At 34.6% G+C, this 14,213-nt stretch carries 11 protein-coding genes and 3 pseudogenes; 2 read left to right on the top strand and 12 right to left on the bottom strand.

All coding sequences use genetic code 11. From position 1 onward, the window contains the following. Nucleotides 1-9 precede the first annotated feature (9 nt). The 3 genes and pseudogenes from A4V09_RS22485 to A4V09_RS26600 form a co-directional block, all read right to left on the bottom strand. Complete coding sequence (locus A4V09_RS22485) at nt 10-873, bottom strand: NAD-dependent epimerase/dehydratase family protein (RefSeq protein ID WP_065544292.1); 864 nt, start codon at nt 871-873, stop codon at nt 10-12. Nucleotides 874-903: 30 nt separating this feature from the next. Then, nucleotides 904-1,614 (bottom strand): 4'-phosphopantetheinyl transferase family protein, encoded by a 711-nt coding sequence (locus A4V09_RS22480; protein ID WP_084043736.1) that lies wholly within the window; start codon nt 1,612-1,614, stop codon nt 904-906. A 1,349-nt stretch (nt 1,615-2,963) separates the two neighbouring features. Then, a pseudogene (locus A4V09_RS26600) lies at nt 2,964-3,403 on the bottom strand (transposase); the annotation flags it as partial. A gap of 426 nt (nt 3,404-3,829) precedes the next feature. Between A4V09_RS26600 and A4V09_RS22470 the strand changes: the two are divergent. Next, nucleotides 3,830-5,016 (top strand): annotated as a pseudogene (locus tag A4V09_RS22470) (IS256 family transposase). Between the two features lie 288 nt (nt 5,017-5,304). On the opposite strand, the gene A4V09_RS26595 reads toward A4V09_RS22470, so the two are convergent. Both A4V09_RS26595 and A4V09_RS27065 read right to left on the bottom strand, forming a co-directional pair. Continuing rightward, nucleotides 5,305-5,649 carry a transposase gene (locus A4V09_RS26595; protein ID WP_084043735.1) on the bottom strand — a complete coding sequence of 115 codons (345 nt, stop codon included), beginning with the start codon at nt 5,647-5,649 and terminating at the stop codon, nt 5,305-5,307. 726 nt (nt 5,650-6,375) lie between these two features. Continuing rightward, nucleotides 6,376-6,453: pseudogene (locus tag A4V09_RS27065) on the bottom strand (hypothetical protein); the annotation flags it as partial. A gap of 677 nt (nt 6,454-7,130) precedes the next feature. On the opposite strand from A4V09_RS27065, the gene A4V09_RS22455 reads away from it, so the two are divergent. Then, nucleotides 7,131-7,790: an abortive infection family protein gene (locus A4V09_RS22455; RefSeq protein ID WP_065544289.1), complete on the top strand. Its 660-nt coding sequence runs from the start codon at nt 7,131-7,133 to the stop codon at nt 7,788-7,790. Nucleotides 7,791-8,023: 233 nt separating this feature from the next. Here the strand turns inward: A4V09_RS22455 and A4V09_RS22450 are convergent, their stop codons facing one another. The 7 genes from A4V09_RS22450 to A4V09_RS22420 all read right to left on the bottom strand — a co-directional run bounded on the left by A4V09_RS22450 (nt 8,024) and on the right by A4V09_RS22420 (nt 14,175). After that, nucleotides 8,024-8,704, bottom strand: coding sequence for a TIR domain-containing protein (locus A4V09_RS22450; RefSeq protein ID WP_065544288.1), 681 nt, complete (start codon nt 8,702-8,704; stop codon nt 8,024-8,026). Between the two features lie 25 nt (nt 8,705-8,729). Then, a complete protein-coding gene (locus tag A4V09_RS22445) occupies nt 8,730-9,137 on the bottom strand; it encodes a hypothetical protein (RefSeq protein ID WP_065544287.1) in 408 nt (135 codons plus the stop codon). A 51-nt stretch (nt 9,138-9,188) separates the two neighbouring features. After that, the gene (locus tag A4V09_RS22440; RefSeq protein ID WP_065544286.1) at nt 9,189-10,379 is read right to left on the bottom strand and encodes a toll/interleukin-1 receptor domain-containing protein; all 1,191 of its coding nucleotides are present in this window, start codon (nt 10,377-10,379) and stop codon (nt 9,189-9,191) included. 362 nt (nt 10,380-10,741) lie between these two features. Continuing rightward, nucleotides 10,742-10,918, bottom strand: a complete 177-nt coding sequence (locus tag A4V09_RS25025; RefSeq protein WP_198168563.1) for a TnpV protein — start codon at nt 10,916-10,918, stop codon at nt 10,742-10,744. A gap of 13 nt (nt 10,919-10,931) precedes the next feature. Then, nucleotides 10,932-12,410: a MobA/MobL family protein gene (locus tag A4V09_RS22430; protein ID WP_242963889.1), complete on the bottom strand. Its 1,479-nt coding sequence runs from the start codon at nt 12,408-12,410 to the stop codon at nt 10,932-10,934. Between the two features lie 442 nt (nt 12,411-12,852). Beyond that, nucleotides 12,853-13,086 carry a complexin-2 gene (locus tag A4V09_RS22425; protein ID WP_065544285.1) on the bottom strand — a complete coding sequence of 78 codons (234 nt, stop codon included), beginning with the start codon at nt 13,084-13,086 and terminating at the stop codon, nt 12,853-12,855. Nucleotides 13,087-13,194: 108 nt separating this feature from the next. Further along, nucleotides 13,195-14,175, bottom strand: coding sequence for an AAA family ATPase (locus A4V09_RS22420; protein WP_065544926.1), 981 nt, complete (start codon nt 14,173-14,175; stop codon nt 13,195-13,197). Between the last annotated feature and the right edge of the window lie 38 nt (nt 14,176-14,213).

Raw genomic sequence — 14,213 nt, 5'->3', positions numbered from 1 at the left:
CCTTTTTAATCATATCCTATATTTTTTGTTGTAAAATTCCATTAGCATCTCTGATATACTAATATTTTCACTCCAATTCAATTCTTTCTTTATTTTTTCTCCGATAATTATGCTATTGAGTTCTATACTCTTTCGCTCACTATTAAGTATTACAGATTTAGACTTTGTTATCTCTACTATTTCTTCTACAAGTCTACCAATTTCAATAACTTCCTTAGATGCTACGTTATATATACCAGATATATCACTAAATAGAATACGCTCTATTAGCCTACAAAAATCGTTAACATGCAAAAACTGCATATTTTTATTATATGGTACAAATATATCGATTAGTTTATTATTAACTGCTTGTTCAAATACAACTGGAACTAATGCAACATTTTTTTGTGTTGGCCCTATAATATTTACTGGTCTTAAAATAATATAATGATTGGCATCCACTTTTTCTCTTAATATCTTTTCAGCAATATATTTTGAGTTTTTATACATAGTATCACGTGTTAATTTTGAGTTTTCATCTATATATTTACTATCTGTTTTATAGATTAATGAGGTAGATACAAAGATAAATTTATTAAATTTACATGAATGTATAGTATTTTTTATACCATCAATATTGTTTTCTTTGATAGCTTTAAAGTCATAATTAACGTTAACATTCGTACGACTAATTCCAGCTAAATGAATAACATAATCATACTCTTCATTAATATAGAAGCTTCTTCTAACGTCAATTTGATAATATTTGTGAGTATATCCAATTGAGGCCTTTTGCAACCCAATCCCATGAACAAAAATTCCCTTTTTATATAGATAATCCGCTAAACATTTACCTATGAAACCATTAACACCCGTAATTAAAACTTTCATAACATATAACCTCTTTTTCCCAAATTACATTTATTCAATATGTATATTTTTAAGATGAGGACAGGTAAAAGTACATATGAAATCCTTGATAACAAAACTAATGGAAATATATTGGCTAAAATATTTATAACTACTTACAATATGATTATTGGCTACAAAATTGCACCCCTTTATCTCATAAAACCAAAAAGGAAGTGTTAATCCTGTCTTTAATATTTTTGACAAGGCCTCTTTCGTTGTCCATAAAAGCGTTAAACTTTCTATTGAAGTCATCTCTAAATATTTAACATTTAATCTTTCTTCTTTCGACGAACATCTAATAAGCACTGCTAAATTTTTATGTGTCACTCTTTCTATATCAATTCCAAATGGGAACTCATATAAAAAAGCTACGCTTGCATATACATCCCTTTCATGAGAAATACTAATTTCGACATTTTTTTTGCTTTTAATGTGTACTACAGGTTGTCCTAATATTCCTTTCGTTATTTCAATATCTCTTAAATTTTTATCTCTAATTAACAGAGAAATTGTTTGTTTTGCCGTATATCTTCCTAAAACATAGCTTTTCTTCTTGATTTCTGATGTTAATGCATTAAATTCATTTTCTTCTGATTTCGTCAAATATTTTTTGAAATTTAACGCAGTAATCTCTGGTGAATACTGAAAAATTTGCACAATAGCAATAATAATATTTTGATAATAAATTTTTTTAATCATTTTTTGTTTGACTTTCATCATTATCACGTCCTTTTGTATCTAATATACACTTAATCACATCTAAAATACTAAAATTGTCTTAACTTGCATTATATTGTCCCTATAAATTGATAATCATATAGTACAAAAATTAAAGTAGACAAAATCACTCTTTTTCATAGGATTACAACAACAAATCGGAAACGGAATCGGACAAAAATCCAGACTACTATAAGGTTCTGAAAGGAGCCTTTACATATTCCAAAGAGAAAACTCTCTCGGTTTTCAAATCCTCCAAAGCATATACGAAATCCTGCTCTAGATATTAAACTTCATTTAATCAAGCGTTGTTTTAAACAAAGTGGAGTATAAAATATGTATCAGAAGATATTGTCTATAGTAGAGTCGATATTTGCCAATGATACGCAAAACTTCTGCAAAAATATATTAGATCTTATGAGTTATAAAAGTATTTTTTCAAAGACTTTATCAAAACATTACTCAGGAAAAATCCACTGTTTCTTCTTATGAAATAGAATAGTCTTAGAAACAAATACTTGAAATACGAATTTTGAAAAAAACAATTAACGTGTAAAAAAAGACACAGCACCAATCAGACAGTTCTCAACGACCGGACGAAGCAATAATCATCGATGCCTTGAATATTCACTGCTGTTACTGTTCGAAAAACTGCAGTGATTACTATCAGAAAAAAGTGCTGCTTCAACTATGCAAATTTATTTTCATTAAATACATATCAAAGAATTGTTTGCTGAAACTAAAAAAAGATCTTGTTACCGTATAATACATTTTCTAAATTAAACGGGGAGATATAATCGTTTCCAAAAAGACTATGCGCAGATTAAGAAGGAAGAAAATTGGGTAGTAAAAGAAAAAAAGAATGGTAAAATATGATTCCTATGCAGATGAAAGCACATCACCTGTTTTGAATAAAATAGAAAGGGCTTTCTCTGTAAGCGACATGGTATTAAATAGTTATCGGATATTATTGAGTTTGCTATTCCTTCAGAAAAAAGTATATCTTTCGAAGATCTTGGATTGTTTTGACTATTCATTAGTTGCATGGAGAATATAGCTATGTCCTAATTGCATCTTGGCGAATACAATATTGAATAATACCATAAAAAATTGTCTCCAAATGAAAATCCTATTGTACATAACAGCAAAGAAACACACTAGAAACGGATGGACAAACTGAATAGAAAGAATGGATAGGACCAGAGCCGCTATGCGGGGCGTTAGCAGCTTTATATCGGTGAGATTTTTTTATTCTAAATAATTATCAATTGTTTCACCGAACAACATAGACATTGAGACTGGGATACTCATATTTATTTTAGTATAGATAGAAACAGCTTTAAGACAATATCTTAAAATAAGAGAAAAAATATCTCCTGTAGCCAGTCACAAGCACGCACTCTTCTGCTCGGCGTGGAGGCACGAAGAAACTTATTTGCGCCTGCCGTCGTATAAACGTAGTCCTTTTTTGCCCTCTGAACATTTTTATTCATAAACAAATATACCGGATCATTTTGCGTCTAAGTTTTTATTAGGCAATCCATGACTTGAAAGAGGGTTTTCCGAAGTTCAGTAGAGCCTCGTTTGGATGCATGAACACTTTTTGCACATAAACACCAAATTAATTTACACTAGGATCGATACCTGCAAATGCAGTGATGACACTTTTCTGAGTAAAACGTGTAACATCTCCAATCTCGGCTATTAGTTGAGTACCAAGGGATGAGCCAACACCTTTCATTGTCATAACAACAGGATATTCGGGAAGTTTCGCATCTGTTTCATTCATCAAATTAAGTCAATGAGTGAACGGATACACTTACCGTATAATGGACCTCGAATGGAAACAAAATACCCTCTCCGTATGGGTGCAGAATCGCGATCATGCTCTTACCTTTAGAAACATCAATACCTACTGCATTCATAGATTCGTCACTCCTAATAATTATTACAATGGTAACATACCTGTTTTACTCATTACCTGTTCAATCTACTGTGGTGTGACACGAACGTATCATATGCTAGTTCAGCCTGCATAAAACGAACGCTGTGAATGAGAGCTAGTTAACAGACTATGATGAGGACGATATATCCAAGGAGAGCCATGTTATACCATTGCTCTTTCATTCTAACAGCTTCAGTAACAAATATGGTTAGTATGTAACTGGTTTATTACATAACTAACCATATTTGTATTGTAGTAGGAGAACCTTTTATTATGGCAAAACAGAAGAAACCCGTACATCGGGTACAAATGACAGAAAGAAAACGTAACATTATCCGTCAGTTTCTGGAGGAATACGATATTCAGACAGCCGAAGATATTCAGGATGCTCTGAAAGATCTTCTGGGCGGAACAATTAAAGAAATGATGGAAGCAGAAATGAATGATCATCTCGGATATTAAAAATCTGAGCGTTCCGATAACGATAATGATCGAGATAATTACAAACGCAAACATATAAACAGCAGTTATTGTTCCATGGAAATCGAGGTCCCTCAGGATCGAAAATCCACATTCTAGCCTCAAGTCGTAAAGAAGCATCAGAAAGATATTTCAGATATTGATCAGAATATCATTTCCATGTATGCTAAGGGAATGACCACCAGACAGATTTCTGAAACAATTGAAGATATTTACAATTTTGAAACTTCGGAAGGATTTATTTCTGATGTGACAGATAAGATTCTTCCCCAGATCAAAGACTGGCAGAACCGCCCCCCCTAGATGAAGTATATCCAATTCTTTTTATCAATGCGATCCACTATTCCGTTCGGGAAATGGAGTAATCCGCAAACTGGCGGCATATGTGATCTTAGGGATCAAGACAGAAGACAAAAAAGTTCTTACTATTCAGGTCGGCGATAACGAAAGCCCTAAATGCTGGCTAGCTATTCTAAATAAGTTAAAAAATCGGGGGTGTAAAAGATATCCTGATTCTTTGTGCCGACGGACTAACCGGGAGCAAAGAAGCCACCACAGCTGACTTCCCCAAAACAGAATACCAGCGCTGCATTGTCCATCAGGTAAGAAACACACCGAAATATATTCCGGATAAAGACAGAAAAGCATTCGCAACAGATTTGAAAACCATCTATCAGGCATCAGATGAAAAGAGAACTCTTGCAGCACTTGAAAAGTTAACAGAGAAATGGACACCAAAATATCCGAATTCCATGAAATGCTGCAAAGATAACTGGGATGCGATTTCTCCGATTTTCAAATTTTCAGCAACCGTCCCAAATGTCATATATACAACCAATGCCACAGAATCCTTGAATTCCATATATCGGAGATTAAATCAGCAAAGAAGCGTATTTCCAAGTGATACGGCTTTGCTGAAGGCATTATATCTGGCAACCATCGAAACCACTAAAAGATGGACCACTACTATCCGGAACTGAGGCCAGGTCTACGGCGAACTGAATATCATGTATAAGAGACGGCTTCCAGAATAAAAGAACAGCTTGGTTAAAACAGGGGAAAAATCCGCCTGCTATTGACGTGCCATCCTCTGGATGGTATATATAACACAAAGGTGGAATGTACAATTTCTAAGCATTCCACCAAATCCTATCATAGAAGAATCCTATTTACAGACTTTTTGGGACCTGTTGACAAACTCACTTTTTCAGTGTTTCTTTCCGCATGATTTTTTGAAATGCCATAAAACGACTGGTAAATTCGGTTATTCAAACCGTTTTTACCAGTCGCTTTAGATTTAATGCCGTTGCTGATAAGAGGCATTCTTCTGTCGCTTTCTGAAGGCCTCTTTTCTGGATTTTATTCAATTTATGTTCTCGTTTTAAAACTGCGAATGTTCCTTCGGCCCATATCTTCCTAAGCCGCATGACCCTCAGATAATCACTGGTTCCTACTTTCTTGCCATTTCGATAAAAAGAGGGATAATAAGCACTCGCATTTATTCTGACCGTACCGAGATCTGTGGCACAAGCTGAAAAATCCGGGCAGTTTTTACATTCCTTTTTTGAACGGCTATATAAACGGTAATAGTTCTGCGTTGACTTTTTATAAATTAATTTCTGAAATGCTAAATATTCTCCCTATCTACCTACAAAGCAATCTGTTTCTTCCTCATAACAGAATCCTTTTTTTCATTACATTGTTCTGATATTCACGGATAGCTGTATAACTATGAATTTCTAATAACTCCAACCATCTGTATACTGCGCCTATATCATATCCGCCATCTGATCCAATTTCCTGATATTTACAAGGCTGTCCTTTCAAATGTTCCAAGATAATATCACCTTCCCTCTGGTTAGCAGGATAACAAGCTAATACCACGACTGATATCCACCGTCATCTCCACCAGATAATCTAGCCCCATTTTACGAGCCTGTTGGATATAACCACTCTCTAGATTCGTCCAGCTTTTTAATTTTTTTACATTCTCCGGTTCTTTATAACCAGGCACGGACGAAAAACTCTGCTTCTAGTTCTTCCATATATTTAACAGTGGAACGTTGGACCGTTTCAACTGCCTCATGATGAATATCCCAGGATACATTGGACGGAAGGAATGAACCATCATCAGCAACACCGATTTTTCCGGATACAATTCCAAACTCTATACCCTTCAGTACAATCTCATTAAAAATTTCCCAGAATATATCGGTCTCTTGAAAACGTCTTCTTTTATTCTGGCTAAAAATTGAGTAATCCGATACTCTATGTATAAGATCACTTCCACAAAACTAGCGGTGCGCAAGAGTTAGAGATACTTCCTCCTCAAGTCTCTGCTATGATTTGATCCCATAAAGATAACCAATCAGCAGCATTTTTATCAGAACAACGGAATCGATAGATTTTCTGCCAACATGGTAATAATAGAGGCTTGCCTTTTCGTACTATAAAATCAGAATTTACACAGTTTTTAATCCGTCTTAGAAGATGATTCTCTGGAATCATAGAATCTATGTCAAGGATTACCATATGGCTTTATCCACTTTGTTTTTCCATCATAAAAAATGACCTCCTGCAATTAAAATAATAAATATACCATACAGAAAGCCATTTCGCTTTAATTTTTGTCAACAGGTCCAAAGCTTAACATTCCCAATGTTAACACTATCGATATAATCGATTAATCTTATAGTAAACCCTTTTAATAAACCTCTGTCTAGATTTCATCAAAAAATCTGCCTATTTCTAAGCAAATTCTCTTAAGTTTACGAGGTCGTGATATGTGGATAATTTAGTTATTTTTTAACGATTCATTCCATTTTACTATAGAAGAAGTTTAATCTCAAAATCTTTTTCATAGTTTCTCACTTGATAAAAAAATAACAGTAGAAACTTCCGCTCAAGCTATTATCCTAATAGCTCAATATAAAAATTGTATGACATTCTTAGCATAACTATCTATTATCTTTCGTGTCAAATACACTCTTCCTTACTCCCCAATTATAGAACCATTTCCACTTATAAAGTTCTTGAACTTTTTTCCTATATCTTTCATCCGATACTGGAAGTTCAAGATAATCCACTGCTCCAAGTGCCAACACTTCAAATTGATCTTCTCCTAGACTTTATAGACTTCACATGGCATTTTATCAATGGATTGAAGGAAGAAACAGAAATAAAATACAATGATGATTATTGCCAAAAAATTGATGATTCTCTTTCAGAACTAAATTACCGTTTTAAGCAAAATAATTTAGGTTACGAGTATATAAATGGTGAACTTATTCGCATTGATAACAAATTACTTCATGGAGTTGTCATTAAACCTGCATTGTACTTATTAAATTCTGAAGATTTTAATGGTGCAGAAGAAGAATTTCGTAAAGCATTTGAATACCGTCGAAAAGGCGATAACAAAAATGCTATTTTGGAAGCACTAAAGGCATTTGAAAGTACCATGAAAACAATTTGTGATAAAAAAGAGTACACATTTGACCCAAATAATGATACCGCGAAAAAATTAATTAATATTCTTGAAAACAATTCATTTTATCCTAGCTACATGAATAATCATATTGCCAATCTTAGAACCACTTTAGAAAGTGGACTTCCTGTTTTACGAAATAAAAATGCAGGTCATGGGCAAGGAGCAACTGTTGTAAATATATCAGATGAATTTACGGAGTATGCTCTAAATTTAGCTGCTACTAATATAGTCTTACTAGTCAAAATATATCAATCCCAAAAATGATGTGGTCAAAACGTGGTCACAGAGCATATAAAAAGCCCGCAAATCCGCATAGTTGCTAGGTTTGTGGGCTTAATTTTTTTATTCAAACTCTGGTGCGGATAATATGATTTGTAATACTATTGGTATACTTTAATATCTTTTATCATCATATTCTCTATGTTTTTCAACCTGATTTTTATCATTCAAAATTAGTAGAGCCAAAATAGAGTCACTTTTCATGGAAAAAGCTCTCATCACACTTCTTTACATATTTCATAATTATCAATATTATCTTGTCTTTCACAAGCACTTTCAATATATGTACTATAATTATTAATAAAATCGCTCCATTTAACAGCTTTGATATAACTAAATTCTCCATACCAAATCACGGAACCTGTATCACATACTTTCTTACTTGCATTCTTCAGATTAAATTTATTTTTCCGAATAATTGCAAACAACTTATCTGTATGATGTGTTGTACATCCGCTTCCACAACAATTCTTACTTTCTAAATAATAAGAATACGAACCATTCTCATCTGGCAACACCACTGCTATCATTGCATTACTCCTACTTGTAACAGCATCTCCATTCTTATTCTTTCTTGAAACCTCTTTCAATGAGTATGAAATCTCCCAGGGTATCCATTGATCTTTTTCAGCTTGCCAACTTTCTTTCATACCTGGTGATATAAATACCACGGTAACTGAACTATCATATATTCTGTCTTTCAGTTTTTGCCATATGGTCTCCTCTGACAAAACACTTAAATCCTCGCCATCACTTTCGCCCTTATAAATATTATCCGAGGGGTCTAATAAATCCTCAAACATTGTAACGTAATCTCGTACAGAAGAATTCTCATAAACTGACAGGTTTTCTACTTGGCTATCTGCATACTTATATGAAACAAATATCTTTTTCCCCATAATATATTTCTTTCCTTTCAGATATTTATATATGCGTGATTATTATAATACCTGTACAAACTGCTGCTAAAGGCAAATAAAACCACAATTCCGTTTTTGAAAATAAACAACTACAATAACAATTTTTATCAGTATTAAATTCCTGTATTGTCGCTGTTAAAGAAAAATCAATATTATTCTCTTCAGTCATCCGAACCTTATCATATAATGAGCGATACAATCTTCCTTGAAGTAAATAATATGCATCTAATCCCCAAAAAACTAATACGGGAATATATGCAACGAGAAAATAAAGCTTATTTGTATCTTTACCTGCTAAAGCAAAAATTCCTGCAACTAATGTTACTGCCCACCCTTTTAGCATAAACGAATTATTTGACATTCGGTTTATGACGTCTTGCACTAATTCTAAATGCTTTAGTTTCTTATCCATACTTTCCTCCCTAAATCCAAATTCCTATTAGCCTAATCATTGAATATTAGATTACGATTTGTTTCCTATTAATACATAATTTTTATAATCAGAATCCAAATACCACTTATTGTTCATTGGTGATAATACAAATTTTCCATCTGCCACATCAACCTTTTTCACGCAAAAAATCGGTCTTTTAAACTGTTCGAAATAATTCAGTTCATATTTACACCATATAGAATTGATTGAGTTAGTAGACTCGACAAATATTATTGCATTTGATTGTTCTAATCTTTTCTCTATCACTTTCAAAGTTGCATCACATATTAGATGACGTTTTAAATAATCTACATCATTTATCCAATCACAAAATATATTATATCCTTTTCCATTTTCATAAGATATTAATTTTTGGACGATAGAGCTATCTTTGCTACTGTGAGAAATAAAAAAATCAAATCTCTTCATCTTCTGCTCTTTAGCATTCTCAATTCTATATTCCAGTTCATCTGGATTTTTAGGAATATCATAATGTTCATTAGGATATATATTTTTCAGATAATCTCTTGTTTTTTTATTTTTTGTATGTACTTGCATATATTTCTGACTACGTGCCCTTGGTTGGTAATTAAAACTTTGTAGATGATAAAATGCAATCCAACGTAACTGTTTATTTAATTCTGTATCATTTAACTTGTAAAAAAACTGTATTACCTTTGGGCTATAATATTTTTGCAACTCCACGATAATATACATTCTGTCCTTTTGAGATGTATCTTTTCGCTCATATAAACCTATAAGCTTATCAATATATGACGGTGTCATTTGCTGTGTTTTTAACTTCGCATTTTCTACTTTTTTGTTAATTTTTTGTATTTTTGATTCTCTTTTTTTCCATAATAATTCTATTTCATGTAACTGGATTTTTTCATTATATTCTAGAGCATATTTTTTTCTATATTCGGATGAAATAAGCCTCCTGTATTCTGGTACATTTTGCAGTATTCTTTCAGGTGCCTGCATATTATAACGAGTCTTTCCTTTTATACTTTTCAAATATCTATCCTTTTTATTATAATACTCACACTTTATTTCTACAGATTGCCATTCATGTGGATAATATTTTTTTAACAGTATAATTATATCTTCATCTTTATAATTTTTAGGCAACAATTTTTTCAGTGTTTTCAACTCATCATTCCACATAGACTCAATGTCTCTAATCTCATGATTATAAATGTGTTTTGTTACACCTGGCAATTTAACATGCCCCCTCTTCAGTTATAATCCAAATTATTCTATCCTATCTAATGTAATACGCAAAATCTCAAAATCTCTATCGTTGCAAGTCTATTTTATCATAATTTTCTTTATTTTACCATTGCTTTTAAAATACAAACACGGAGCAGTCACCCACTCCGTATCCTCATTACCAATATACATTTCCTTCAACACAATTTGTTTTGCTGAACACCTAATATTATTCATCACTCCAATCCACTACTTCTGATTCTCTGCTTTAAGCTGTTCGGTCACTTCACTCCACACCTTTCCATCATCTGCTCAATCAACACCTCCATCCGTTGCTCACACTCTACATCCCTCCTGTGTAGATACTCATTTTAGTCACCATTCAAAAACAATCTAAAATATTCCACTCCACGATACACCTGAAAGTATCTGCGCCTCATACGTCTATACTTCTCGATCGGATAATCCGTCTCCTCTGTCAATTTCAAATCTGGATAATCTTCCAATGTATAACTAATCCCGTTTCCTCCAACAATGTGTTTCTTCATCTGCCATATCCCCCTATCTAGCTCCTCTGTCCCTTCTCTGTACAGAGCTTGGATTACCCTTTCTTTGTTTTATCTGTTCTTCATGTTTTTTTAGCCTCGCACGGATACTTTTCGTCTGTGTTTCTCTACCTTCACCATATGTCTGTTTCCAATCACTAACAGCCTGCCTATACCACGCATATTCTGTCCTTGATTTCTCATGTTCCACTAGAAACGCCCTTACATTCTGATAGCCACATGATGTGACAATATCAGTCAATCTCTGTTTCATAAGCTCTAATTGCTTCTTCGTCTGCTCAATTTCTCCTTGCAACTCCTTACGCTTTTTTCCTTTGAAAATACCTTTGCACTCGTGTAATTCCATTTCCTGATTTCCAAGCCTCTGTTCTTTCTGCAAGATTGCCCTATTCTGCTGTTGTAACTTCACATAAATCTCTTCCAATCTTGGATATTCCGTCGCACGAGCAGACTTTTTAGGTTTAGCCGGGATTTCTTCCTCCGGCACTTCCTCAACCTCTTTCAGCCTGTCTGATTGCTTTACAGACAATACCGTTTCCAATTTCCCTTGTGTCTCATTTGCTTTCACATCAAATTTTCTAGTCAAGTTAATTAGCTGTATAATCAGAAGTTCCAATACCTTAATTGCCATCTCAATGATGTTAATAAACAGTTCTGGATAACCACCAGACTGCTGAATGGATAGGCTGGCTTTCCTACCAATTTGCACCTTTCTAACCTCGATAATCTGCTGTTCCGGCACTCCACTGAGTAATGCCCTGTCAACAGTCTGATTCCACCTTTTCCGTTGTAAATTGTCAGCTTCCATCTGCGCTGCTTTCGGATTGTTCTTTCCAATCTTTTTCATTGGAAGATAGGCGCTCTTGCGGTCAAACACCTTTAATTTTTCCTTATCATCTCTAACATAGATATTAATAAGTTCTGTATAGGATTTCTTCATCTCGTCCAGAAAACTGTCGCTTTTGAATCGGCTGTTCTTAATGGTAAATAATTTTCGCTCATATACCTCGCCTTTGGGAATAATCCTACATTCATCTCTCATCTGACCACTGTCATCCAATATTTCTTTTTTAGTTCTAACGTGCTTTCCTGTCTCGTTGTAAAACATATTTCTGGCAGCAACCTTTTCTATCGGCTCATCCAACAATTTTCGTTCAGAAAAGATAAGATGGTTATGATAATTGGTCTTGCGCTTATTATGATGTAATGCTGAAATGCACTCTACACCATAATTCTGTTTGAAGTGATTAGTAAATACCTCCAACAACCTGCTTGAATTATAATCCACAAAACTCTCTGGCAACGCAATAATTAGTTCTCTGGCCTCAATGCACTTTCCACCTGCTCCACTCTTGATAAATTCCTCTTGGTTGCACTTTGCTAATTCCCTCCAGAATTTTCGTTCAGTAGTTTCATACACCGAATACAGATTTTCCTGCCTGGCATAACTGGAGATATAGTTGATTCTTCCCATCAAATTCGTCAATTTTGACATTTGTATAAATGAATTTCTTACTATTAGCAACACCTCTTTCCAACACCGCATTATAATGCAAACGCCACTGTGAGTAGGTGCATAGGCACCTGTTTACGAACTCTACGCTGCTATCAGCATCGGCCCTCGGCAGAGCGAAATACCCGGAGCATAAACGAAGTTTGTGCGATGGGTGTATTTCGCTTCTCAAACGCCGAAGCGGCTTAAAAGCCATCAACACATTAAGAACTGCTATCACTCATGAACTTATCTTGGCGTATCCGCCCATTTTACATGCTTGTATCCTAGCCTTTTAAGAACAAGGCACTTTGCAGATTCCTTGTTCAATACCAGTACCCCTCCGACTTCGCATTCAGTATTCTCCCTTGTCCATATAACACAGGGGCGTGACACGCTCCTGTTAATAGCACCGAAGAAGAAACTACCAACGAAAATTCTCTAACATTCCACGTTTATCAAGATATTCCTGTCTAGCTTTTTGCTTTTCTTCCTCTGTCGGAGCAGACTTATATTTGGAATATAATAATCGCATCGTTATCGAATCCATCTTATCCATCAATCCTTTTTTAATCTCTGACTGTACCTCATCCATATCCAGTAGGTGATATTTCATCAACAAAACAAATAATTCCTCCGGTATCTGTATCTGCTTCATTTTTTACTCTCCTTTTCAAGTCCGCAACAATGCAAAGTCTATAGTCTTTGCGACCTTGCAATGCCCATCTCCGCAAACTCTATATAGTCTGCATTGTTGCGTTCTTCCCTATTTCGCCTTAATATTATCCAGTTCCCAATACCATAAGTTGTTGATTTTCTTGGCTTTAATTTTCAGTTCTTTCTTGGCATTTTCCAATGTCCTTTTAGAAACACCTTGTTCATCAGCCAGATTAAAAATTTCTCTGCTTTGCATGGCATTATTGGTTTTAGCAAGTTCCCGAAGTAACTGCTTTGCCTGCTCCAATTTGTTCGCTTTAGGTGCCAATCCCCCCAACAATTCATCTGCTGAAATTTCATAATCGCCTAACCAGACAAAACCTGTTTCTTCCAACTCAAAGGCTTTGGGATGTCCGAATGGCGCCAGATTATTTTTTATCTGCACAACTGCCCTTATATTCGCCTGTCCTTCTACTCTGCCTACCAGCAGAACACTTCTTGCTACTGCAAAGAAATCAATCGAACCCATACCTCTATATGCCGCCTTGTTCCCTGCTGCCTTATTCATATGACCAATAAGCACAATAGCACATTTATATTTCTCTGCCAGAAGTCCCAGCTTCTTTGTCATATCCCTTGCTTCATTTGCCCGGTTCATATCCATTCCACCGCCTAAATAGGCTTGTATTGGGTCTAAAATGAGTAACTGAGCATTTGTCTTGATAATTGCTTCTTCCAACCTTTCATCCACCATAGAAAGTGATTTCTCACTTTCATCAATAACCGCTATTTTCTCGCAATCTGCCCCAGCCGCTTCAAGTCTTGGCTTGACTGTATCTGCCAATCCATCCTCTGCAGTCTGGTAAATAATATTGATTGGCTCGGATATCTGCATAGCTTCATCGATACCAATCCCATTTGATAACTTAGCAGCTATATTCAAGACCAATGTGGTCTTTCCATCTCCAGGATCTCCCTGTATGATTGTCAGTTTCCCATACGGTATAAATGGATACCATAGCCATTCTATTTCCTGTGATTCTATCTCTGACATTCTGATTAATTTTAATTCTGTTTTTTGTTCTTCCACAAAATCCTCCATTCTAAAAATCTCATTGATACTCCGGA

The sequence above is a fragment of the Blautia pseudococcoides genome (assembly GCF_001689125.2).
GTDB classification, from domain to species: Bacteria; Bacillota; Clostridia; order Lachnospirales; family Lachnospiraceae; genus Blautia; species Blautia pseudococcoides.
Note: the sequence above shows the minus strand (reverse complement) of the source record. Positions and strands in the feature narration are given on the sequence as shown.